The sequence below is a fragment of the Candidatus Methylacidiphilales bacterium genome, from assembly GCA_028713655.1.
Classification (GTDB): domain Bacteria; phylum Verrucomicrobiota; class Verrucomicrobiia; order Methylacidiphilales; family JAAUTS01; genus JAQTNW01.
The window spans coordinates 75,753-99,272 of the sequence record JAQTNW010000004.1 but is presented as its reverse complement, the minus strand read 5'-3'; the positions used below and the strand labels follow the sequence as shown (position 1 = coordinate 99,272).

Annotated in this window: 21 protein-coding genes; 9 read left to right on the top strand and 12 right to left on the bottom strand. The window is 54.9% G+C overall.

Translation table 11 applies throughout. From position 1 onward, the window contains the following. Positions 1-266 precede the first annotated feature (266 nt). Positions 267-794, top strand: coding sequence for an adenine phosphoribosyltransferase (locus PHD76_02510; protein MDD5260696.1), 528 nt, complete (start codon positions 267-269; stop codon positions 792-794). Positions 795-944: 150 nt separating this feature from the next. Here the strand turns inward: PHD76_02510 and amt are convergent, their stop codons facing one another. Both amt and PHD76_02500 read right to left on the bottom strand, forming a co-directional pair. Continuing rightward, a complete protein-coding gene (gene amt / locus PHD76_02505) occupies positions 945-2,714 on the bottom strand; it encodes an ammonium transporter (GenBank protein ID MDD5260695.1) in 1,770 nt (589 codons plus the stop codon). Between the two features lie 190 nt (positions 2,715-2,904). Then, positions 2,905-3,543, bottom strand: a complete 639-nt coding sequence (locus PHD76_02500; protein ID MDD5260694.1) for a DUF4388 domain-containing protein — start codon at positions 3,541-3,543, stop codon at positions 2,905-2,907. A gap of 121 nt (positions 3,544-3,664) precedes the next feature. On the opposite strand from PHD76_02500, the gene PHD76_02495 reads away from it, so the two are divergent. Further along, positions 3,665-4,399: a DUF4388 domain-containing protein gene (locus PHD76_02495; protein MDD5260693.1), complete on the top strand. Its 735-nt coding sequence runs from the start codon at positions 3,665-3,667 to the stop codon at positions 4,397-4,399. A gap of 59 nt (positions 4,400-4,458) precedes the next feature. Beyond that, the gene (locus PHD76_02490) at positions 4,459-5,391 is read left to right on the top strand and encodes a hypothetical protein (protein ID MDD5260692.1); all 933 of its coding nucleotides are present in this window, start codon (positions 4,459-4,461) and stop codon (positions 5,389-5,391) included. A 154-nt stretch (positions 5,392-5,545) separates the two neighbouring features. On the opposite strand, the gene PHD76_02485 is transcribed toward PHD76_02490, so the two are convergent. From PHD76_02485 to metK, 3 genes are all read right to left on the bottom strand, one after another. After that, positions 5,546-7,291 (bottom strand): 4-alpha-glucanotransferase, encoded by a 1,746-nt coding sequence (locus tag PHD76_02485; protein MDD5260691.1) that lies wholly within the window; start codon positions 7,289-7,291, stop codon positions 5,546-5,548. A gap of 229 nt (positions 7,292-7,520) precedes the next feature. Next, positions 7,521-8,951, bottom strand: a complete 1,431-nt coding sequence (ahcY, locus tag PHD76_02480) for an adenosylhomocysteinase (protein MDD5260690.1) — start codon at positions 8,949-8,951, stop codon at positions 7,521-7,523. A gap of 21 nt (positions 8,952-8,972) precedes the next feature. Next, positions 8,973-10,151: a methionine adenosyltransferase gene (gene metK, locus PHD76_02475; GenBank protein ID MDD5260689.1), complete on the bottom strand. Its 1,179-nt coding sequence runs from the start codon at positions 10,149-10,151 to the stop codon at positions 8,973-8,975. Positions 10,152-10,265: 114 nt separating this feature from the next. Between metK and PHD76_02470 the strand changes: the two genes are divergently transcribed. Then, positions 10,266-11,201: a metalloregulator ArsR/SmtB family transcription factor gene (locus PHD76_02470; protein MDD5260688.1), complete on the top strand. Its 936-nt coding sequence runs from the start codon at positions 10,266-10,268 to the stop codon at positions 11,199-11,201. Between the two features lie 302 nt (positions 11,202-11,503). Here PHD76_02470 and PHD76_02465 read toward each other — a convergent pair whose 3' ends face one another. The 3 genes from PHD76_02465 to PHD76_02455 all read right to left on the bottom strand — a co-directional run bounded on the left by PHD76_02465 (position 11,504) and on the right by PHD76_02455 (position 12,564). After that, the gene (locus tag PHD76_02465) at positions 11,504-11,785 is read right to left on the bottom strand and encodes a hypothetical protein (GenBank protein ID MDD5260687.1); all 282 of its coding nucleotides are present in this window, start codon (positions 11,783-11,785) and stop codon (positions 11,504-11,506) included. 132 nt (positions 11,786-11,917) lie between these two features. Next, on the bottom strand, positions 11,918-12,322 hold the full coding sequence (locus PHD76_02460; protein ID MDD5260686.1) for a type II toxin-antitoxin system VapC family toxin: 405 nt from the start codon (positions 12,320-12,322) through the stop codon (positions 11,918-11,920). Continuing rightward, positions 12,319-12,564, bottom strand: a complete 246-nt coding sequence (locus PHD76_02455) for an AbrB/MazE/SpoVT family DNA-binding domain-containing protein (GenBank protein ID MDD5260685.1) — start codon at positions 12,562-12,564, stop codon at positions 12,319-12,321. The genes PHD76_02460 and PHD76_02455 overlap by 4 nt, the downstream gene beginning before the upstream one ends. A gap of 158 nt (positions 12,565-12,722) precedes the next feature. Between PHD76_02455 and PHD76_02450 the strand changes: the two genes are divergently transcribed. Next, complete coding sequence (locus PHD76_02450; protein MDD5260684.1) at positions 12,723-13,196, top strand: OsmC family protein; 474 nt, start codon at positions 12,723-12,725, stop codon at positions 13,194-13,196. Between the two features lie 15 nt (positions 13,197-13,211). On the opposite strand, the gene PHD76_02445 is transcribed toward PHD76_02450, so the two are convergent. Beyond that, positions 13,212-13,478 (bottom strand): hypothetical protein, encoded by a 267-nt coding sequence (locus tag PHD76_02445; protein ID MDD5260683.1) that lies wholly within the window; start codon positions 13,476-13,478, stop codon positions 13,212-13,214. Positions 13,479-13,883: 405 nt separating this feature from the next. Between PHD76_02445 and PHD76_02440 the strand changes: the two genes are divergently transcribed. Together PHD76_02440 and PHD76_02435 are read left to right on the top strand one after the other, a co-directional pair. After that, positions 13,884-14,354, top strand: a complete 471-nt coding sequence (locus tag PHD76_02440) for a molybdopterin-binding protein (protein MDD5260682.1) — start codon at positions 13,884-13,886, stop codon at positions 14,352-14,354. A gap of 533 nt (positions 14,355-14,887) precedes the next feature. Further along, the gene (locus tag PHD76_02435) at positions 14,888-17,836 is read left to right on the top strand and encodes an ATP-binding protein (protein ID MDD5260681.1); all 2,949 of its coding nucleotides are present in this window, start codon (positions 14,888-14,890) and stop codon (positions 17,834-17,836) included. A 330-nt stretch (positions 17,837-18,166) separates the two neighbouring features. Here the strand turns inward: PHD76_02435 and PHD76_02430 are convergent, their stop codons facing one another. Beyond that, positions 18,167-20,383 (bottom strand): copper-translocating P-type ATPase, encoded by a 2,217-nt coding sequence (locus tag PHD76_02430; GenBank protein ID MDD5260680.1) that lies wholly within the window; start codon positions 20,381-20,383, stop codon positions 18,167-18,169. A gap of 12 nt (positions 20,384-20,395) precedes the next feature. Next, positions 20,396-21,070, bottom strand: coding sequence for a hypothetical protein (locus PHD76_02425; protein MDD5260679.1), 675 nt, complete (start codon positions 21,068-21,070; stop codon positions 20,396-20,398). A 50-nt stretch (positions 21,071-21,120) separates the two neighbouring features. On the opposite strand from PHD76_02425, the gene PHD76_02420 reads away from it, so the two are divergent. Continuing rightward, the gene (locus PHD76_02420; protein MDD5260678.1) at positions 21,121-22,572 is read left to right on the top strand and encodes an AsmA-like C-terminal region-containing protein; all 1,452 of its coding nucleotides are present in this window, start codon (positions 21,121-21,123) and stop codon (positions 22,570-22,572) included. A gap of 234 nt (positions 22,573-22,806) precedes the next feature. Continuing rightward, positions 22,807-23,016, top strand: coding sequence for a hypothetical protein (locus PHD76_02415; GenBank protein ID MDD5260677.1), 210 nt, complete (start codon positions 22,807-22,809; stop codon positions 23,014-23,016). Positions 23,017-23,107: 91 nt separating this feature from the next. Here the strand turns inward: PHD76_02415 and PHD76_02410 are convergent, their stop codons facing one another. Further along, positions 23,108-23,509 (bottom strand): hypothetical protein, encoded by a 402-nt coding sequence (locus tag PHD76_02410; GenBank protein MDD5260676.1) that lies wholly within the window; start codon positions 23,507-23,509, stop codon positions 23,108-23,110. Between the last annotated feature and the right edge of the window lie 11 nt (positions 23,510-23,520).

Here is a 23,520-nt window from a genome sequence, read left to right as displayed (position 1 = left end):
CGTGTCTTGGTGTCTTCGTCGTTAAGTCCGGCTTTTCCTCCCCGCTCTCCGCGATCTTTCTGTAAAATGTCCCTGCTTGGCATCCTGGTGTTCCAAATGTTTTCCATCGGCACGAAAAAAGTTGAATGCCACGGACAAGTCCATTACAATTACCATAACAAGGTGTCATGGCTGTGCCAGTTGCTGCTCAAGAGCAGGCCAAGGGTTCAGTAAGGACAGCCGGTTTGTAATTCAATAGAATAGAAAGCGACTTTTCCATGTCCATCATGCGCAGTGCGACCGAACGGCTCAAAACCGCCATCCGCGACGTTCCTGACTTCCCCAAACCAGGCATTGTCTTTAAGGACATTACGCCGGTCTTTCAAGATCCGCAGCTCCTGCGCCTCACCATTTCGATCCTGGCAGATCGTTACCAGAGAAAACCCGTGGACCAAATCGTGGCCATCGACGCGCGCGGCTTCCTGCTCGGCAGCGCGCTGGCCTATGTGCTCGGCAAAGGAGTTTCCATCGTACGAAAAAAAGGCAAGCTCCCCCATCAAACCATCTCTGCATCGTATGACCTGGAATACGGCTCTAACACCGTGGAAATGCATGTGGACGCAATCAAGAAAGGCCAGCGGGTCGTGGTGATCGACGATGTTCTGGCCACAGGCGGCACCATGAAAGCCACCCTCGATCTTGTCAGCCAGCTCGGCGGTCATGTGCTGGAAACCGCATTTTTCATCGAGATCGGATTCTTGAAGGGCCGCAAGCTTCTGGAACCAACTCCGGCGTTCTCCATCATCAAGTATTAGTAGAGTCCGTTCGGTGGATCGCAAGCAGCAGAACGCGTAGAACCACCTCTAACTCGAACTTTATCTCTATCTCTTAATCCTAATCTTAATCTCCTTCCTATCGCGTCACCGCGAGGAGTCCAACTCCACCCCCGCACCACGTGGCAATCCTTACTTCGATTCGGGATGCACGTCGGCCTGGTAGCCCAGGCATCCCATTTCCGGAATATCCAGCCCGTGCAACTCATCCGCAGGCAATGAGCGATGCCCGACCACCTTGTCGATCGCCTTGAACATGAGCCATGCCATGCCGCCCACCGCCACAATGCATGTGGTCGTGCCCACAACCTGCGCCATAAACTGCGAGGCATCCCCATAAAGCAAACCGGTCACTTTGCCGCTGACCCCGTTCCAGCCATCCCCGTATTGCCCATTCGCAAGCAAGCCAAGGGAAAGTACCCCCCAGGCGCCGTTGGTTGCATGAACCGAAATCGCACCCACCGGGTCATCAACTTTCAACTTTTCCTCAACAATCATCGCGCTAAAAACAACCAGAATCCCCGCCACAACCCCGATGACCACTGCGGCCCAGGAATCCACAAACGCGCAGGGCGCTGTGATCGCCACAAGACCCGCCAACATGCCGTTGCACATGAAACTCGGGTCCGGCTTGCTGAACCGTATCCAGGTGCAAATCATACCCGCGACGGCTCCGCCGGCCGAAGCTAACATGGTATTCGTGGCAATAATGCCGATCTGGGGCGTCATGCCCTCAAGGGTCGATCCGGGGTTGAATCCGAACCAGCCGAAAGCCAGGATGAAGGTTCCAATGATGCCCATTGGAATGTTATGGCCGGGAATCGGGTTGGATGACCCGTCCCTGTTGAACTTGCCGATGCGTGGCCCCAGTATTTTCGCCCCCACAAAAGCCAGCACACCGCCGCAAAGATGCACGACCGAAGATCCGGCAAAATCCACATGGCCATGGCCCAACCCCAGATTCTTGCCCAGCGCGGCAAGCCAGCCGCCGCCCCAGACCCAACAACCAAACAGCGGATAGATGATGGCTCCGACAATGACGGCGTACATGCAAAAGGGCAAAAACCTCCAGCGCTCGGCCATCGCACCCGTGGGAATGGTGGCGGTTGTGTCCATAAAAACCATCTGGAACAAAAAGAGGGCGAAAATTCCGCCCGACAGCATTGAGGGCGGCAAGCAGTAACCGGCATTCCCCATGATACCCCAGAATCCGCTCCCAATTTTAATCCCTAGCAGACTGTTTAAATGTTGCGGCACATCCGCACCAAGGGTCGTAACCGTACTCACAGACCCCGCGGCGCCGGTGCCGCCGAATTGAATGGCAAAGCCCATGAACCAGTACCCCAGCATCGCAAGGGTATAAACCATAAAGTTCATCGACATGGTGTGCGCCACGTTCTTGGCGCGGGTAAAACCGGTCTCCACCATCGCAAATCCGCACTGCATGAACATGACCAAAAAGCCGGTGATCAAGGTCCAGACGATATTGATGGCGGTCGTTTGGCCATCGTTACTCTCCAGCAACGCTTTGAATTTCGTGGCAAAATCGGCCGGGGCCGCCGCAGGCTGGGTCTGTACCACCGGAGCGGCGGCGCTCTTTTTCAAATCCGCAATGGCCGCCTGCAAGTCCTCCTTGTTCTTTTTTAAATCCACGATGTCCTGTTGAACCGAATCCAGATCCTTCAACCTGGAAAGATCCGAACGGAGCGAAGGACCCACGCCGCTGTCCATGAGGGATTTTTGAAGGTCGATGTAATCCCTTTGAAGCTTCCTCATTTCATCCTGCAACGACTGTACCTCCTTGGCCGAAGCGGTATCGCTGCTTTGCTGGGCCTGGAGAGTGCCGCAGAAAAGAACCATCAAAATGCCGGAAGCCACTAAAGACGGGATTTTTATGCTCATCGTGCTTTGTTTAAAGCACTTGCCATGCCACGTTCATTCAAAAGAGCAGGATGTACCCATGAAAGATACAGCGTTCGTCATCGCGGGAACTCAAACCTTTCAGCCGCCAGAGCGCAAAAGAATATCCGCGGCGGACGGCGTGAGAACATTTTCACCCCTCCGCGTTCTCTGCTGCTCTGCGGTGAATCATTCACTCAACCAACTTGCCTCGCCAATAGCGCGGAGATCCACTCTGTGCGTCAACCCGCCCCGCATCCGACTCCGGCGCCTGGGCGGGCGGTGGCTCCGGTGTATGCAACTCCACAATTTTCGCCCTGCGGAATTTTGCGAGAATTTTCGCCGTGTCCGCCGGACTCCGGCTTACCTGATGCGCAATTTCCGACACCGTCCTGCCTCCGTTGCACAACAGCAACAAGGCCAGATCATCCGGAGTCGCCTCCAAACCAGCAAGGCTCGCGCTCTGGTTATAGACCGGAACATCCCCAAAATCCGGAGTCGCCTCATGCATGCTCCGGACTTCTTCCACTTGCTGCCGGATTTTTTCAATCAGCTTCGGAGTCGGGTAAACACCCAAAGTCGGCTTCGATGCGACTTCCCCTTCCTGAAAGGCAAAATTGGCATCGCCGAAATAGCAAATGTCGCTCAACGCATCCAGGCCGGCGGCGGCGCCCGCTTCAGCATGCACGATCTGCCCGCTTTGAAAATACAACGCCGCATTCCGCTCCGCCTCATTCGGTAAAAGTAATTTTAAAACGCCGGTTTGATTCGAGGCGGACAAAAGTCGGCACACCTCGGCAAGCGGTATCTGCAACAATGAACCGGCAAACATAAATGAATTTTCTGGAGCCGAGCTTCGGAATCCGCCGACAGCCCGGCAAGAAGAATATATAGCATCTTTTATACCCAAACATAAAATTCGGCATAAATCGTGCTATACAATAGGTTAATAAATGAAAATCGGGCTGGCGGTCGGGTCTAAAAATGCATGCGAATGGTTCGAGCTGGGCTTAAGCTCCATACCTGACCTGAAAGTCGTTTCCATTGAAACCTGCGATTTGGACTTGCCTCCCGATTTCGATCTCATCCTCATGGATGCGGATCACCCGGGCCCCTCCTTTATCGCCTTTTACCGGAATTTCATCGCGCTCCACAAACAACGCCCACTGGTAATCCTTGGCCAGCCCAGTTCTCCCGCTCTCATGAGGCTGGACTGGGACTCCAACCTGGCAATTTTTATCGCAAAACCATATCAAATTCAGGATGTGATTGAGACGATTTCACAAAAAACCAGGCAGATTACAAGTTTGCCGCATGCACCTGAGGTTAAGGAAAAATCCGCTGCGTCATCCTCTGGAACAGCTGCGAGGCCTCTGGGCTATCTTTCCACACTTCGGCTGCCCGATTTGATTCAAATGCTCTGCTTGAGCAATTGGACCGGTAAAATTGAAATCACCAACCTCACCAGCAATGAAACCGGCGAAATTTATTTGAATGTTGGCGTCATGATCCATGCCTCCCAGGACAAAACCGAGGCTGAAACGGCTGTTTATCGGATGCTACCATGGGGCCGCTGCGAATTTAATTTCATCGAAGAGCACCCCCCCGTGATTCAAACCATCCGGAGCCATTGGCAGGAAATCATGCTGGAAGGAGCCCGCAGGGTCGATGAAAGCCGTATGATGTAATCACAAATATCACGATTTTCACGCATTGACCCTGCCCCCATAAATGCTAGAGTTACTGCATGAAGTACCTCTGGCCTCTGCTTCTGGCCGCCATTCAGCCCGTGTTCCTGCATGCCGAGGACAGCGCCGCCCCCCCGCAAAAACTGCCCGAGCTTCCCTCCGTCAACCAATCCGAAATGCCCGCCCAGCAACTGCCGGACACGAACACCAACATCCTGCCCAACGACAATACAACGCTTCCTGCCAATACGAATTATCGGATGCCCACCAAAGAGGAAATTGACAAATATAATAAGGAAAAAAACTGGGTCGTGACCGCCATGGAAGAAAAAAAGACCCAGGACGCGGAGCAGCAAAGATTGCAGCAAGATGTTAGAAACAAGGAAATCCTGGATAAAGAACGGAAGGAAATCGACAAGCCCACCGCTCCCAGCGACTTCAATTCAAACAGGCCCAGTATCACGCCATTCAGCGACGCCTACAAGAGCCAGTACAACACCACCACCAACAGCAACAAGGTTCATGCGAATCAAAATGCTTCATTCGTGAACTCCGTTCAAAATGGAACGTTCAACAACCCATCCGGGTTCGATAACAAATCGGATGCAAATCTCCCGTTCCACGAAGGAAACACAACGCAGGAGCAAAACAACCCGATGCCCCTGCCCGGAACAATCACTCCGAATGGGCAAAGCCAGGCCTCGGCTCGACACGCCAACACCGGACAACTGCCTTATAAAAAACTTTCCAATAACCCCTACGATATCCCGAAAGGCTACGTGACTCCGGAAGATCGGCTCGCGGCACACCTGCCCAGCAATACGCCCGAACTGGACAAAAAAAATGCCGACGTCGTTGCCGCCAACTCAAAAGCAGCCGCAGATGCCCTGAAAAAAGCCGACGAGGCCCGACAGGAGGCTGCCACGCCACGGCCCACATCAACAGAACTCAACAGCCGTATCCCCGATCCCACCACCATCCGCAGGTATTAAGACATCCCCCATCTCATCCCCATCTAAAAACGAGAAGTCGCATAGATCGCGTTGCACGTACTAGTGATCTGTTTTTCCGGCCGTGTCTATCCGTGGTTCAGGCTTTCTTTCGTGTGTTCCCGACCTCCGTAGCCTCGGCGAAGGAGGTTCGCGGTCAACCCCGCCCTGAGCTCTTGATCTCGCGCCGGATGAATTCAACGATCTCCGCCCGTCCTGGATCGCGGGAAATCTCCTGGACCTCAAACGGCAGCCTCTCCGACCAATTGCTTTCAGCCACTGGCCCCGGCACATTGAAACGGATTTTCATGCCAAACAAATCCGTGATCATAAAAACCGCCAGCCAGGACGCAGTCCCCAGCAGCTTCCGGCAGAGCGCCTCCCGCACCACAGGCTCATAATCACGTATCAACTCTTTGTCATCCAAACCGGCAAAACGCTGGGTTCGATACAATTCCCAGGACGAAAGCTTCCCCTTCTCTTCCAAGGCGGGATCCGATTTGCCGGCGGCGCGGATCTGCTGCGATGTCTCAAAATCCCGCCACCAGCCTTCCCAAAAGCCCGCCATCGTCTCATGGTCGTGCGTCGCAAAGGTGGCCACCGAAAGCTCCGGATAGCCCGCCGGATTCAAATATTCGTGGTCCGATTCCTGCCTTTCAAAGACCGGGATTTTAAACCCGCTGATCCCAAGCGACGCGAGCGAGGGTCGCACATAAACCGGCACCATTCCCAAATCCTCACCGATAACCACGCTGTCCCCGGCTGCACTTTTCAAAATCTGCAGGAGTTTCTCCCCCTGTCGGCGGTTCATCTCCCGCCCCCCCTCCGTCTCGTCATCCGATGGAAAAAATCGCGGCAGGTCCCCGGCCTTTTCGCGCGCCTCATCCGGCGTCAACGCCGCATAGATGCCGTTTTCCTCCGGGCGCCACGGAAAGGCGTAGATTCTGTAAAATCCGAGAATGTGGTCGATCCGGAAGACCGGGAAGAATCTCGCCGCATGCTTGACACGTCTCTGCCACCAATCGTGATTGTCAGACGCCATTGCGTCCCAGTCATAAAGCGGCACGCCCCAGTTTTGCCCCCAGACCTTTGTGAATTCGTCCGGTTGAAAAAAAGGCTCCGGCGGCGCGCCTCCGCTCCACTTCAAGTCAAACTGTCCGGGCCTCGACCAGACGTCCGCGCTGTGCCGGCTGATCCCGAACGGGATATCACCCATCAAGCGCACCGACCGGCTGTCGGCATGGCCGCGCAGTTCATCCCACTGCCGGTGCAGTTGCCACTGGACATAGCTGAAAAATCGAATCCGCTTTGAAAAGGCCTCGCGTTCCGCGTCCGGAAGTGATTTCAACCAAATCCGCGCCAAAGCCGGCGAACGATGCTGCGGCTCCCAGCGTTCCCAGACCGGGCTCTCCCCGTTCCGTTCCATCGATGCCCGGAACAAGGTGTATTCTTCCAGCCAGTCGGCTTCCACTCGTGAAAATTTTTGCCAGCCCGCGTCGCCGCGCCCGCCCATGGATTCAAAATTTTCAAAGGCCGCCTGGCATAGGGTCCATTTTAGCTTTTTGACGGAACGATACGCCACCGGCCCCTCGCGCAGGCGGCAGCGCAAATCATCGGGACACAAAGCGTCGAAAATTTCCTGGGTCAGGCCCGGAATGCTTCCGGGGGAAAGCCCCAACGTGGTAATATCAAGCGCATGGGCGCTGATGGCATTGTAGGGACTGTTGTCAGCGCTGGTTTCGTTGATCGGTAAAACCTGCAAAACCCGGAACCCGGTTTCCGCGCACCACTGGATCAACTCCCGCAGGCAGGCGGTATCACCCACCCCCAGATCGGAACGGGAACGAAGGGCAAAGACCGGCACAAACAACCCGGCCTGCCTTGTGAGAGTTCCCTGGCTCATGGCCGGGAATGATGTAAGGAAATAGTTTTGAAGTCAAAGAAGCTGTTTGGAAAAGAGAGCCATTGCGAACCCGGAATTTTGGAGTGCTCCATCTCAGCTTTCGCTATCCCCCTGAAAAGAAGACAAGGGGGTTTCCCGCGAAAAACGCGAAATGACGCAAAAAAGGTCTTTGTCTTTCCTTTGCAATTTTCGCGTGTTTAGCGGGCAACACTCTCCACCCACGCCAACCTCAATACCTGTAATGCTCGGGCTTGTAGGGACCATCCACCGGCACACCGATGTAATCCGCCTGCTTCTGCGTCAACCGCGTCAGCTTGACGCCGATCTTTTCCAGGTGCAGCCGCGCGACTTCCTCGTCGAGCTTCTTGGGAAGGATGTAAACCGCGGGCTTGTAGGTGTCGCGGTTTTTCCACAGGTCCAGTTGCGCCAGCGTTTGGTTGGAAAAGCTGTTGCTCATGACAAAACTCGGGTGCCCGGTCGCGCAGCCCAGATTGACCAGACGCCCCTCCGCCAGCAGGAAAATTTCATGGCCTCCCGGGAAAATATATTTGTCCACCTGCGGTTTGATATTCACCCGCTTGATGCCGGGATAGGCGTTCAGCTTGTCCACCTGGATTTCATTGTCGAAATGTCCGATGTTCGCCACGACGGCCTGATCCTTCATCTTCGCCATGTGCTCGATGGTGATGACATCCACATTGCCTGTTGTGGTGATGTAAATGTCGCCCCGCCCAAGGGTGTCCTCGATGGGTGTGACTTCATAACCCTCCATCGCAGCCTGCAACGCGTTGATAGGATCGACTTCGTTGACAATCACGCGCGCGCCCTGGCCGCGCAACGACTGCGCACAGCCTTTGCCAACGTCTCCATAACCGCAGACCACGGCGACCTTGCCTGAAATCATCACATCCAACGCCCGATTCAAGCCGTCCACCAGCGAGTGGCGGCAGCCGTAAAGGTTGTCGAACTTCGACTTGGTGACCGAGTCATTGACGTTGAAAGCAGGCACCAGCAGCTTGCCCTGTTCCTGAAGCTTGTAGAGACGATGCACGCCGGTTGTGGTTTCTTCCGACACGCCGCGCCAATGCTTGACGATTTCATGCCAGCGCAGCGGATTCTCGCGATACACTTCTTTCAACAAATCCTTGATGACATTTTCCTCATGGGCGTCGCTGGGCGTGTTGACCCAGTCACTGCCTTCCTCCAACTCGTAGCCTTTGTGGATCAGGAGCGTCACGTCGCCGCCGTCATCGACCACGAGTTCGGGGCCTTTGCCATCCGGATGGGCCAGCGCCTGATAGGTACACCACCAGTATTCTTCCAGCGTTTCCCCTTTCCATGCAAACACCGGCACGCCGGCCTTGGCGATGGCCGCCGCGGCGTGGTCCTGCGTGGAAAAAATATTGCAACTGGCCCAGCGCACCGAAGCGCCCAAGTCCACCAGGGTTTCAATCAAAACCGCCGTCTGGATCGTCATGTGCAGCGATCCCGTGATGCGCACCCCTTTCAAGGGCTTGCCCGCCGCATATTTCCGGCCAATCGACACCAATCCTGGCATTTCCTGCTCGGCAATCTCGATTTCCTTGCGCCCCCAGTCCGCCAGGGACAGGTCTTTGACTTTGAAATCGGCCGATGATTTTTTCGTAGTAGCTGTGGTCATAATAGTTTTAAGTCTTGAAACTTATTTGGCTAGCTTCGCTAGTGTTTTCGCTTTATCCGTCTTTTCCCAGGTAATGCTGTTCAGATCTTTGATCTTTCCAAAATGGCCGTAGTTGGTCGTCTTGCTGTAAATCGGACGGAGCAGGTTGAGCTGCTTCACGATCGCAGCCGGCTTGAAATTGAACGTCTTCAAAACCGCAGCGATGATTTTTTCCTCATCGACCTTTGCCGTGCCAAACGTGTCGATATGCACGCTGACTGGGTCGGGATGGCCGATGGCGTAGGCAAATTGCACTTCGCAACGGTCCGCCAGACCCGAAGCCACGACATTCTTCGCCACATAACGGCCCATATACGCCGCAGAACGGTCCACCTTGCTCGGATCCTTGCCCGAAAAGGCGCCGCCGCCATGCCGGCCCATGCCGCCGTAGCTGTCCACGATGATCTTGCGCCCTGTCAATCCAGTATCGCCTTGAGGGCCGCCGACCACAAAACGCCCGGTGGGGTTGATGAGCAATTCGGTTTCGCGGGTCAGCATCGATTTCGGCAAGACCTTGTTGATCACATGCTCGATGACAAATTTTTCAATCTCGTCATGCTCCACATCCGCGGCGTGCTGGGTGGAAACCACCACCGCCGTGATGCGTGTGGGTTTTCCATCGGTATATTCCACCGAAACCTGGCTCTTGGCGTCGGGGCGCAGCCATTTGGCTTTGCCCGCCTTGCGAAGCCGGGTCAACTCGCTGCCCAAGCGGTGGGCAAACATGATCGGCGCCGGCATCAGTTCTGGCGTCTCGTTGCAGGCATAACCAAACATCAGCCCCTGATCGCCCGCGCCCTGCTCGGCGGTCTTTTTGCCCTTGGCCCCGCGCGCATCCACACCCTGGGCGATGTCCGGGCTCTGGCACGTGATGATGTTGTTGATGAAAACCTTGTCGGCGTGAAACACATCGTCGTCGTTCACATAACCGATCTCGCGGATCGCATTGCGGACGATGGCATTGTAATCCAGCTTGGCCTTCGTGGTGATTTCACCGCCCACGATGACAATGTTGCTCTTGGCATACGTCTCGCAGGCCACGCGGCTATGCCGGTCCTGGGCCAGGCAAGCGTCCAGTACCGCATCGGAAATGGTGTCACAGACCTTGTCGGGATGGCCTTCCCCGACAGACTCGGATGAGAAAATATAACGTTTGGGCATCGCGCAAAAATAAACGATCCGGCGCAGGGTTCAAGTAAAATATTGACGTATCATGATAGATTGATATTTCTTTTCAGAGCCTAAGGCCCCTCTTCACACCCAACATCACCCGTCATGAGCGTTTCCCACCTTAAACTTCTGTCCCTGCTTTCGGACCAAACCCGGCTCCGCCTGCTCGCCATCCTCGAAAAACAGGAGCTTTCCGTGGCCGAATGCCAGGAGGTCCTCAACACCGGCCAGTCCCGCATCTCGTCCCACCTGTCCCAACTCAAAAGCGCCGGACTCCTGCAGTCGCGCCGCGATGGCCAGAAAATATTTTACCTGTGGACAGCCGACATGAATCCCGACGCCCGCCGGGTGATGGACATCGCGCTGAAAGCGGCCCGGGAAATCCCCGCCTCAGCCCAGGATCGCAAGACCCTGGAATTGGTTCTAAAGAAGCGTCAGGAAATCAGCCGGCAATACTTCAACACCATCGCCGGACGATTGGGCCGCAACTACTGCCCCGGGCGCTCATGGGAAGCCATCGGCCAACTCCTCATCCAACTGATTCAGCCTCTCGTGGTTGCCGACCTCGGCGCCGGAGAAGGGTTGCTCTCGCAAATGCTGGCCCTGCGCGCCAAAAAAGTGATCGCGGTCGATAACTCGACGCGCATGGTCGAGGTGGGATCCGAACTGGCCCGCAAAAACGGCCTCACCCGGCTGGAATACCGCCTGGGCGATCTGGAAGATCCGCCGATCAAGCCGGCATCTGTGGATCTCGTCATTTTGAGCCAGGCGCTGCATCACGCCGTCCAGCCCCAACGGGCTTTGGATGCCAGCCATCACATCCTGAAAAAAGGCGGAAGAATCTGCATCCTGGATCTCAACGAACACAATTTCGAAAAAGCCCGCGAACTCTATGCGGATCTTTGGCTGGGTTTTTCCGAGGCGGCGCTCCTCCAGATGCTTCAAAAATCAGGATTTCGCGAAGTGCAGGTATCCATCGTCGCACGGGAAAAAGAGCCGCCGGGATTTCAAACCATCCTCGCCACGGCGACGAAAGGGTGAGGCATATCACCTTTCTCCAGTGGCTTGGGCGTCCCGCCCAAGGCTTGCTGCTGGAATAAAATCTTCTGGCATGCAGCGCAATGCACCCGCGTTCCGCCGTGGCGGACGAGGAGCGGAGCGACGCGGCAATCCATCCAGGAACCTTGGGCGGAACACCCAAGCCACGAAAAACCGCCCCAGCTTACTTGGAGATTTCGGAGATTGAACGTCACCAGTCTGCAACCAAGAGCACCTGGCACCCGAGGTCGTCGCGGCGACCAAAGTGCCAGCGTGTGAAGGGCTGTGGACGACATGGTTCGATATTATTTTTCTTTTCTGCACCAAGGCAAAATGTTGGAGAATGAAGCAAAGTAAGCAACCAGAATAGAAAATAGAAGGCTGATAATAAAAAGAACTAATCCGAATGTTTTAACGAAGTATTTTGCCGCGTCAGCACCAGCCTGATACGAGTTTGCAGGATGATGCATGCCGGCAATACCTCCAGCGATAGCACAACCAAATAGGTAGAGAACACAGAATGTCGGAATAAATAAAACGACAAATATAAAAAACGCTGTCAAGAATCGAATAATGTTAAGGTTCATATGTTTTTATTTTAATCAAACAGTTTTATTGAGCAACATAAAGGCATCGGCATGTTGCTGCTTTGTTGGGGCCAGTGAAGCACTTCGCTGGAGGTTTTTCAAAGAAATTCAGCCACCACTTCCGGCCAGCGGTCAATTGAGCGTGAGGATTTTCAGAGCCGGGAAATAACTGCGCAGATAGCCGCGATCATCCGTGGCCAATGCGCCCGCCTGGGTCGCGGCATGGGCGGCCACGAGAAAGTCCGGCAAGATCGTCCGTCTCGGGCCGCCTTCGGACCGGTACTGGCGAAAGATTTTTCCGGCGAGAAGCGCCGCATCCTCACTCAATGCGCTATGCCGGATTTCCAATGCGCGCAGCGCATTGCTGCAGGCGGCCTCATGCGGGAAAAATGAACGCAGTTCCGCAAGTACGACCGACGAGACAAGCAATGTGGATGTCTCGGCTGATTTGTGCAACCGTTCCAGCCATTGTCCGCCTTTCGGTTCTCCTTTAAAAATGGCCAGCAGGATGGACGTGTCCACGGCAACCGCGTTCATGGCCGTTTCACTTTAGCGGGCAATTCAACCGGGCCGCGCAATTCGTTCATCCACTCGGCCACACTGCGCCCGGCCAGTTCCTTTTTCAGGCAACCCAGTTGCTTGGCCGCCTTGCTGCGATCCACCACCTTGCGCAACCGGATACCGTCGCTGGTGGCAACAAAATCCAACTCGGTTCCAGATTCAATATCGAACTGCTCCCGGAGTGGCTTCGGAATGGTAATTTGGCCTTTCGATGTCACCTGCGCTTTCATCAAGCAAGGGTAAGGAATAAAAGTAAGGAAATCAAGTTGGAATATCAGGATCCGGCATTGTCGCCTTGAAACCCAACCCTGAACCTGTTATCAACTCAATCGGCATCACTTGCAATCAACCCAATCCGCCGACAGGCTAAATCCCTATGACTGAAAAAATCCATTCCTACGCCGTCAAGACCACTTGGACGGGCAACCTCGGCACCGGCACCTCGGGCTACACCGCCTATACCCGTAACCTTGAAATCAGCGCGGAAGGCAAACCCGTCATCCCCGGCTCGTCCGACCCGGCTTTTCGCGGTGATTCCACGCGTTACAATCCCGAGGATTTACTGGTTTCCTCGCTGTCTTCCTGCCACATGCTTTGGTATCTGCACCTTTGCGCCGTCGCGGGCATTATTGTCACAGGCTATGAAGACACGGCCACGGGAACCCTCACCGAAAGCAAGGAAAGCGGAGGGCGTTTTACTGAAATCGTGCTCCATCCCCGGGTCACCATTACCGATGCCGCGAAGGCGGACCTGGCAAAATCGCTCCACGAGAAAGCGCACCATCTTTGTTTTGTGGCAAACTCGGTAAATTTCCCGGTGCGCTGCGAGCCGGAGATTATTGCCAAATAGAGGCGCCGAGCCCGTTCAAACCTGATCCGTGGATAGGGATCGGCTCTGCATCAGATTTTCTTCAGGCAAAATGGAACGCCAAAGCGCCCGGTCATTGACGCTGCCAGACCGCGTGATCAGCCGGACCACACCGTTCTTGTCGCGCACTTTGTAGCACCCGTTCATGCAATACGAGATGACTTCCCTCACCCAGGTAATGGCCACAACCCTTCCCCCGCCGTTCATAAGTTGAATTTCATGCCCTTGCGTCGGCACGGCTGTCGTTGAATCAAAACCAGTCATTCTTCCAATTTAAAGCCTTCTGGGAGGGCGTCAAGCTGCCCCATCAGCCCATTGGGAATAACTTGGCGCTATTGCTTTTTTTGCTTTTCACTGTTTTCCGCGGATTGAAGGCAGGAAGGATCCTCTCGCGTCCGCCAAAGGACGGATTCGTCCCGTGCGCGAACAGGGGCGCGGAGGCGCTGAGTTAAAGCAAGGCTTTAACCACAAGATAGCCGCGAATGAGCGGGCAGAAGTTTGAATTCAGAAATATTAAAAAACTGCGTTCATCTGCGGATAAAATACGGTTGGATTACCTCCGCAGCCAATCTTGACAATCCCGCCCACCCTGCGGATATTAACCTGTGCTTCTGGCATGGAAGACAAACGAATCGTGACTCTTGAAATTCAAACGGCATCTCAAATAAAATGAAAATCGGTTGTGTCATCTACCCGGATTGGAGCCTATGCGGCATCAAGGAAGACCCCTGCACCCCTGAAATCAAGGCCGTGATCAAGGAAGTCTGGCCGGAACCGGTTGATTTCGAAATCCACACCATGCCCAACAATCAGGTGGAGATTGAAAACCTCCTCTGCTACCTCGCCGATTACGGCCACTGCGGTTTGATTCTGACCGCGGGAGGAACCGGCCCCTCATCCAAGGATATCACACCGGAAGCCACCAAAATGGTGATCGAAAAGGAATTGCCCGGATTTGGCGAAGCCATGCGTTCGGTCACCTCCCAGAAGGTGCCGACGGTCATTATTTCCCGCGCCACCGCAGGCACACGCGGCCGATCCCTTATTCTGAATCTTCCGGGAAACCCGAAGTCGATCCGCGAATCCCTGCTGCACCTGGTGCCGGTTATTCGCGAAGTCCTGCGCCAACTGTCCGATTAAAGTACCCATTCGTCGGCGAACCACGGACTTCGACATCCGTCGCGAGCGGGAGTGCATAAGCGGTCAAGGCGCAAGATTACAAGGTTCAGTCACAGATTAATATATGAGTGCCAAAGGCGCGGGTTTATAGCTCCAATTGACTATTTTCTTATCGTTGCTTTTCCTGATTCTTCCTCTCATGCTTCACAGATGGGCGGTTGTATTTCAGTTTTTACAACCCTGACTGTCTCAGGGTCGGACATCCATCCAACATCTGATTTTTTACAATCAAAAAATCGGCGGTAAATTTAAGGAGGCCTTGAAAAAGCGTGTATATCCTTATCAATTGGATTGAGATACTTTTTCGTGACCTCCCGTTACCCATACTGGAAGTGTGGGGCAGGTTCGCCTATTTCATAGGATTCGCCCTCGCGATCGCTGCCTTTGGCGGATTCACATTCAGGCCTGGCGGACGCTGGGGATTGGGCCGGGAGCGGCAGTCATGGGACACAAAGGCAGTTCTGAGCATCCCCATCACATTCATTTTGATCGTCATGTCCGGATACCTTGGCTCTTTCATTATCCTGGTACCCGGCGCGCAAACCTTTGAGTCTCTGAAGGACCTCATGGTTTTTCTCTGCATCGTCTTGTTTGGCTATCCAGCTCTCCTCACGGTGCCGTTTGCTTATGGACTTTCCGATTTGATTGAAGGCGTCCCGCCCGGGTTCCTTCTGGACTGGTTGGCGGGCTACTTCATTAATCCCTCCTGTTTTTGGATCGCCTATCAACTCTTCGGCAAGAATCCGGACTTCCGGCAGGCACGGACTTGGTGGATCTATCTGGTTTTTGTTTTCCTTTTTATGAGCATGGAGCCGGTACTCTGGGGCTATATTTGCGCAGGCAAGTTTACATCGGTGATATCTTACGGAAACATCACACCGGCCCTGTTCTTTACCACAAGCATCACCTGGATCATGGCCCCGTTTGCAATGCTCGCGGCATTGCCCCTGGCACGGAAGATCGGGATGTTTTGGGCTGAAATTCCAGGACATGTAAACGAACGGCGCTTAGGCTCCAGAGAATGGATCTGGGAAGCTGGTGGTGGCAAGACACGTCCCGAAGCCCTCACCATGACCGAGGGCTGGCCAATCCGCATGGTTATCCTTGCACCCTTTATCGGACTCATGCTCCTGATGGTCGGCACAACCGCTTATGTCACATTACGAAGTGCGGAGGAGGATGCGAACAAACTTGTCGTGCGACTTCATCAGGAAATATCGGACAACATCAATCTTCAATTGGACGAGTATCTGGCTCACCAGCCGTCCAATATTGTGAATACAACCGGTATCCGCAGCCTCCTCCAAGGCTTGCCGCTTTCGAAGCATGGTCTCGCTTTAATCATCGACAACTCAGGACATACGATAGCCTCTTCCGCCGAAAACGGCGACGCTGTAGCCGCCGAGGCCGCCGCCACTTTTATCAAAACGCCTGCCAGCTCCGAACAGCTCAAGGCGGGCATCCAGTTCCGGTTTGATCACATCACTGAAAAACCGCTGTCGCGAGAGACTTGGTTGGCATGCGCCACCGCCTATGAGGACCGGCAGGGCGGACACGCGGATTGGGTCGTACTGACTTTGATGCCGGAATCCTTCTATCTGGCTGGCATAAGGGAGGGCAATAGCCGCTCTGCCATGATTTTCGCGATAGCTCTGCTGCTGTCCTTGGCAATGGCCGCTGTCATTGCCGCGCTTGTAACAGGCCGGCTTCGACTCATTTCACTGGCTACCCAGGCCCTGACACAAGGGGATCTGGCCCAACGGGTACCCGGCAGCCGTCTGGAAGAGTTGGACACGCTTGCGAAAGCCTTCAACAACATGGCGGAACAACTCAAGAAATCCTTTGATGATTTGTTGAACGAAGTGGAGACACGCAAGCGGCGTGAATCCCAACTGGAGGAAAGTGAAAACCGGCTGCGAACAAGCGAAGACCGCCTGCAACTCGCCATCCGAACGGCAAACCTTGCCATCTGGGATTGGGATGTGGAAAAAAACCAGTTGCTTTGGGATGATTCGATGTATCAACTCTACGGAGTCAGCAAGGATGAATTCAGTGGCGCCTACGAAGCATGGTCCAAGTGCCTGGCCCCGGAGGACTTCGCCCGCGTTACATCCGATGTCGAGACGGCATTGCGCGGCGAGAGGGAATTCTCATCAGAATTCCACGTGCGCTTGAAGGACGGATCCACGCGCTTTGTCCGTGGCGTTGCCCAGACGATCCGCTCCAAGGATGGACGCCCGTTGCGGATGGTGGGAATCAACTGGGACATGACCGAACGCCTGGCCTTGGAACAACAATTGCGGCAATCGCAAAAGATGGACGCCATCGGCCAGCTCGCCGGCGGGGTGGCGCACGATTTCAACAACATCCTTGCCGTCGTGATGCTGCAGGCCCAGATCACAGAAATGGACGAGCGCATACCGCAAAAAGCACGCGATGAGTTGCAGCAAATCCGTCTTGCCGCCGAGCGCGGCAGCAATCTCACGCGCCAGTTGCTCCTTTTCAGCCGCAAACAAGTGATGCAGCCGCTGGATCTGGACCTGAATGAAGTTGTCACCAGCCTTTCCAAGATGCTGGACCGAATCATCGGCGACGATATTCAGATACATCTGCAACTTAACCCCACAGCCCTGATGATCCACGCCGATGCGGGAATGATCGAGCAGGTATTGATGAATCTGGCAGTCAACGCCCGCGACGCCATGTCGATGGGGGGAAGCTTGCGCATTGAAACCAGCATAAAAAAGGTGAATGCAGATCTCGCCCGCCTTCACCCGGAGGCCTCACCGGGACACTATGTGTGTCTGAGTGTGGCCGACACCGGCACAGGGATTCCGCCCGATATTTTGCTAAAAATCTTCGAACCCTTTTTCACCACAAAGGAGCCGGGTAAGGGCACCGGGCTCGGTTTGGCAACAGTGTTTGGCATCGTCAAACAGCACAAGGGCTGGATTCAAGTCGAGAGCAAGCCGGAGCAAGGAACATGCTTTCGAATCTTTCTGCCTGCATGCGCGGCGACTTCCCCAGGGGCGCCCACCAAAGACAAAGAAGCCAATCCCAAACCACACCGGGGAACAGAAACCATCCTGCTCGTTGAGGACGATGCCTCGGTTCGCGCATTGACGCGGGCGCTTCTGGAACTGAACGGTTATTCCGTTGTAGAATCCCCCTCCGGCGCGGAAGCGCTGACTCTCTGGCCTCAACACCTGCGCCGGGTCGCGCTCGTCCTGACCGATCTGGTAATGCCAGGTGGAGTGGGCGGCCAGGAACTCGCCCGAAGGGTGCGGGAAGACCGTCCGGATCTGAAAATCATCTTTACCAGCGGCTACAGCATCGAGATCGCCGGCCAGGCCTTGGAATTGCGCAAAAACGAATACTTTGTGCAAAAACCCTGTCCCTCAAGCCAATTGCTGCAAACAATCCGCACATGCCTGGATGGATAATGCCGCAAAGAAAAGTCGGCCAAACCTAAAACTATAAATCTGCCATATTCCTCCATTTTTAATGCGTCCGCATTAACCCGGATGTTTCATCCGTTTCTGAAAACCTCTTCAAAGTGTCCTCCTCCAAAGTGTGGCAGGAACAGGGGTGCGGCGACATCCGGGTTACAAGCAAAACCGCCTGAATTGGAATTTTCTTGAATTGGAACTGCCTTATTTTGAGGCGGTTTTGCAATAACCTGCATATGCCCAGCATGTGTCTATCCGTTGTTGCTTAATAAAGCCAACAGGTTGAATGTTGAAATGAGCATGAAATATGCAGGTTAAAAATGCCTATTCAAGCCTGACATTTCGGAGCCTCAGGGCATTGACAATGAGCGAGACAGAACTGCAGGCCATGGCAGCACTTGCAAAGACCGGATGCAATAACACACCCCAAAACGGATACAGCACACCCGCCGCAACGGGCACTCCGAGTCCGTTGTAAATAAACGCAAAAAATAAATTCTGCCGGATGTTCCACATCGTGGCGCGGCTTAACGTGATCGCATGCACAATTCCCAGTAAATTTCCTTTGACCAGCGTGATCCCCGCGCTGTGCATCGCCACGTCGGTTCCCGTGCCCATCGCGATCCCGACATCCGCCGCCGCCAGCGCCGGCGCGTCATTGATGCCGTCCCCCGCCATCGCCACGCGTTTCCCCTCCTGCTTCAATGCAACCACACGCTCGAATTTGTCCCGCGGCATCAACTCCGCATGAACGTCGTCGATCCCTAGTTTTTCGGCGATCCGCCGCGCGGTCTGCGCGTTGTCGCCGGTCAACATAACAATCTTCAAACCCATGCAATGCAACGCGGCAATCGCTTCCGGCGCGCCCGCCTTGAGCGGGTCGGATAAAACAAGCAGCCCGGCAGCCGTTCCATCGACCGCCACACGAATGACCATGAACCCCTTGGCATGAAAAGGCTCAGCCTCCAAATTGAGCGCCTGCAAACCGCGAACACCCTCCTGTAAAAGCCATGCATCGCTTCCAGCGCTCACGGCGCGGCCCGCAATCTTGCCTTTCACCCCGCAACCCGGAACCGCCGCAAACTCATCCACCGCCAGTAACTCCAGATGTTTTTCCTCTGCGGCCCGCAACACGGCCCCGGCAAGCGGATGCTCGCTGTACCTCTCAAGTGAAGCCGCCAACTGCAACAGGCGTTCCTGGGTGTTTCCGTTCACCGCAATCAGTTTTGACACCGCCGGTCGCCCTTCGGTCAGGGTCCCGGTCTTGTCAATCACCAGAGTATCGACTTTGCCCAAAACCTCCAATGCGGCCGCGTCCTTGACCAACACACCCATCCCGGCGCCGCGCCCCACCGCCACCATGACCGACATCGGGGTCGCCAGCCCCAATGCGCACGGGCAGGCAATGATCAAGACCGCAACGGCATTGACCAGTCCGTAGGCCAGGGCGGGTTGCGGGCCTAACAAAGCCCAGCAAATAAACGTCAGCGCCGCCACTCCGACAACAGCCGGAACAAACCAGGCCGCCACGCTATCGGCAACACGCTGGATCGGCGCGCGGCTCCGCTGCGCCTGCGATACCATCTGCACGATACGGGCCAGCAACGTTTCGGCGCCCACCTTTTCCGAGCGCATCAAAAAACTTCCATTCCCGTTGAGGGTCCCGGCCATCACCCGCCCGCCGGATTCCTTGGGCGCCGGCATGGACTCGCCGGTGAGCATGGACTCATCGAGCGCGCTTGCGCCTTCAAGGATTATTCCGTCCACAGGCACTTTTTCACCCGGCTTGACCCTTAACACATCCCCCGCCTGCACCTGATCCAGCGGAACGTCCAGTTCCACTCCGTCCCGCAAGCGGTGCGCTTCCTTTGGCGCCAAGCCCAGCAAGCTCCGGATCGCGGCGCCGGTTGCCGCCCGGGCGCGCAACTCCAGTATCTGGCCCAGTAAAACAAGAACCGTGATCACCGCCGCGGCCTCAAAATAAACCGGCGCCATGCCGTCATGACGAAATGAGTGCGGCAAATACGCTCCGAGAAACATCGACGCCAGGCTGAAAAAATACGCCGTGCCGGTCCCCAGCGAAATCAGTGTGAACATGTTCAACCGGCGTTGAAGAACCGAGCGAAAGCCGCGCTCAAAAAACGGCCAGCCGGCCCAAAATACGACCGGTGTACTCAATACGAGTTGGATCCAAAGCGAAGCTCTCGTTGAAAAACCCGCCAGCATCGGGATGTGCGATCCCATGTCCAATAAAACCACAGGAACAGACAGCAGCAGCGCGATCCAAAACCGCTGTGTCATATTCTTCAATTCCGAGTCCTCTTCCGCTCCAACAAGCGCCGCGGGCGCGCGCTCCAGGGCCATTCCGCAAACCGGGCAGATTCCCGGAAGATCGGACTCCACGCCCGGGCACATGGGGCAGTAATAGGCCTTTGTAATCCGGGGCGCAGGAGTGCCACAGCAATCTTCAGGGGTCGGCTGTTGGGCAGACCCGCAACAGCAGGAATGTTTTTTCTCGGTTTTTTCGTGGCAATCGGTCATGAGGCATCCGGGTTAGTCAAACAGCAATTTCCGCCAACTCGTGTTGTCGTGAAAATATTTTCTGGGGTACGGCGACGTGGACGATAACACCGGCTTCTCCCGCCCGCGAGTGTAATCATAACGGCAAAAGCTTGCCAGCCACTCCCGGTCGGCACCAAAACCAGCAGCGCTCCCGAACAAAGCCAGCGGGATCCGCGCCCAAACCCGCCAGATTTTTCCGGGTGCTTCCACCTGCGTTTCGGAAGAAAACGACCCTGCCGGCAATCCAACACCGGCCAGCCAATTGTCATCCTTGCCCAGGCCGGATGCCACCCGTTGTCGAAAGAAATCCTCACTCTCAAACGCCATCTGGAGCTTCTGATTTTCGGGTGTCACATGAAATTCAAAATATCTCAAGCCCGGCAACGGCCGTAGAAAGATTTCAAACGTGTCCCCCGTTTCCCAAGTCCTCGAATTCTCCTCCCGCGCGCTGTTCGAAATGTCCTCATCCTGCAACACGGCATAAACTCCGAAGTGCGAATCACTCCGGCAAATCCAAACCTGCCCGGGGCGGCAGAAGGGTTCAGGCTCCGGAAGCCAGTGCTGGACCAATTCAGACCCTGCCATGTCTTCAAAAAATCGGCCGGCCTCATCGAGAGTGGCCGGAACGGAGCCCGTTGCAAGGCATCGGATGGGCTGTGCATTCATAAGAAATTGTCACTGGCAAAATATCAAATCCCCTGTAAGATTCCATTGTTATGCTGAAAAAAATAATCATCGTTCTCGGCATTCTCACCCTCCTTGCCATCTTCCTGATCGGAGCCGGCGCGTTCTTCGGATCGCGCTATCTGAACAGCCCCGAATTCAAACAGGTGGTCTCGGCCCAGGTCAACCAAGCCACCGGGCTTCGTGTCAGCCTCGATTCCGTACAAATCGGACTGTTCGGCATCGGGGTGAACAATCTCCAGATCCCCAATCCGGAACCCTACGCCAAGGAAAATTTCATCAGTATCGGAGGCGTTCATGCCGACATCGACTGGCTTTCGGCCTTTAAAGACCCGCTCACCATCCGCAAAATCCGGATCGACAAACCGGTGTTGATTCTGCACCAGCGCCAAGCCGGCGGTTTTTATCTGCCCCTGCCTGAAAAAGCGCCCGCAGCAACAGCCCCCTCCGATTCCGGTAAACCCAGCCCTTCTGAAACCGCCAAGACAAGCAATATTTCGCTTCCGGATATTTCAATCACAGGCGCGCAAGTCACCATTTTCGCCGCTGATGGCAGCGTTCTTTTCAAGGCGGAAAATGCCGGCCTGCAGGCCTCTTATGAAAAACGGGGCCAGGAACAAACAGCCCGCGGCAATCTCGACGTAAAACAAGCCACCGTGACTCCGGGATTCAAGGTAAGCGATTTCCGGACACCGGTTGTGTTCGAAGCCAACAAGTTGCGCTTGAGCAAAGTTGTGGCCTCGGCCTATCAAGGCGCCCTGGCGGGCGAGGCCGGACTCGATCTGAGCCTTGGTTTCTTCGATGTCAAATTGAATCTCGCCGGCGTGAGCGTCAGCGACCTGTTGGTGGACCTCGGCAACCCGCCTGACACCATGAAGGGCAAACTCCTGCTGGATTTCCAGGGCAAGGGATTCCTCAGCGCCGCAAAAGATCTCACCGGCAACGGCAACCTGAAAATCACCGAGCCTGAGATCGGAAAATTAAAATCCTACCATGAGCTGGCCAGCGTCCTCGGCGCCATTGCCGGGGTTTCGGCCCTGCGCGAGGGCAAATTTCAGGAGATCCATTCCACATTCAACATCAGCGATCAAAAGATCGACCTGCAGCCGCTCGATGTGATTTCTCCCAACCTCTCGATTTTCATGAAAGGCCCCTACGGTTTTGACAAGTCGCTCAACCTGGAAGGCACCGTGGACTTCGCTCCGGGGCTGCTGCAAGTCACCGAAGTCGCGTCTGCTCTGACCGGATTGTTCGGCGCTAAAAAGAGTGACAACACCCAGCCGGCTGATGCTTCCTCGCGCGCCAATATCAAGATGCCCATCACCGTGACCGGGACAACCGACGATCCCAAAGTGACCCTCACAAAAGCAGCCGGCGACCAAACCCAGCCGAACCTCCAGCCCCAGAACACGCCCGACAACAAACCGGCGGATACCGAAAAGAAGCCGGGCGTTGAAGGGTTCCTCAAGAATTTGCTGCCCTAACCCGGATGCCTCACCCGCCACTGAAAAGCCCTGCAGCGTGTCCTGCCAAAGGACCGGGTGGAAAATTGGGATACGGCCACATCCGGGTTAAAAGAAAAAACGCCTGAGTGAGAACTTTTTTGAATTGGAACTGTCTTATTTTGAGGCGGTTTTGCAGTGCCTGCATATATCCATTATGCTCCAGCGTCAAAAATAAGCATGAAATATGCAAACCAATGGAATAAGATAAAGACTATGGCACAAGGTCAAGGTAGCGCGGGCAATGTCATCGCCGCATTGTGCAGTTTTTTTATTCCGGGGTTGGGACAGCTACTGCAAGGCAGGCTTTTGCTGGCCATCGTGCAATTCGTGCTTGCCGGCATCCTCTGGCATTTTTTTCTCGGCTGGATCATTCACCTGTGGTCCGTCCTCGACGCCGCGCTCTACAAATCCGGCGGGCGCTGAAGCCCCCGGCCCGTACCGCGGGCGTGACGCCTACGGGTTCTGGCATCGTCTCAATGCCAGAGGAATGTTGCTCCGTCATGACCCGCGAGCTTTATCGAGTTGGGTCAACGATCTTGTTCGGCGTATTTTCCATTCGCATATCTGGCGCATAAATATCGTCACCATCAAGCAATTTTATGTCCCATTGATGGTAATCAATCTTGAGGGTGACTTTCTCACCTTTGACGCAACGAGAAATTCGAAATGTACCGTTGGAGCTCTTTAGCCATACAGCCTTATCGTTAGCTATCAAATCATGAAGCGTAGCACCTGTTTTGATAAAATATATTCCGGGATGCCGCACTCCGCCGCCAGTGATTCGTACAGAGATATTCGACGTGCTTTTCACGCCATAAACCTCGTCTTTATCCACAGTCTGTGTCTGCGCTGCCGAATGCGCCACCAATAAGCAAATAATAATCCAAAAGAACATTGCTGGATGTAGTGATTTCATTTGTTTTCCAA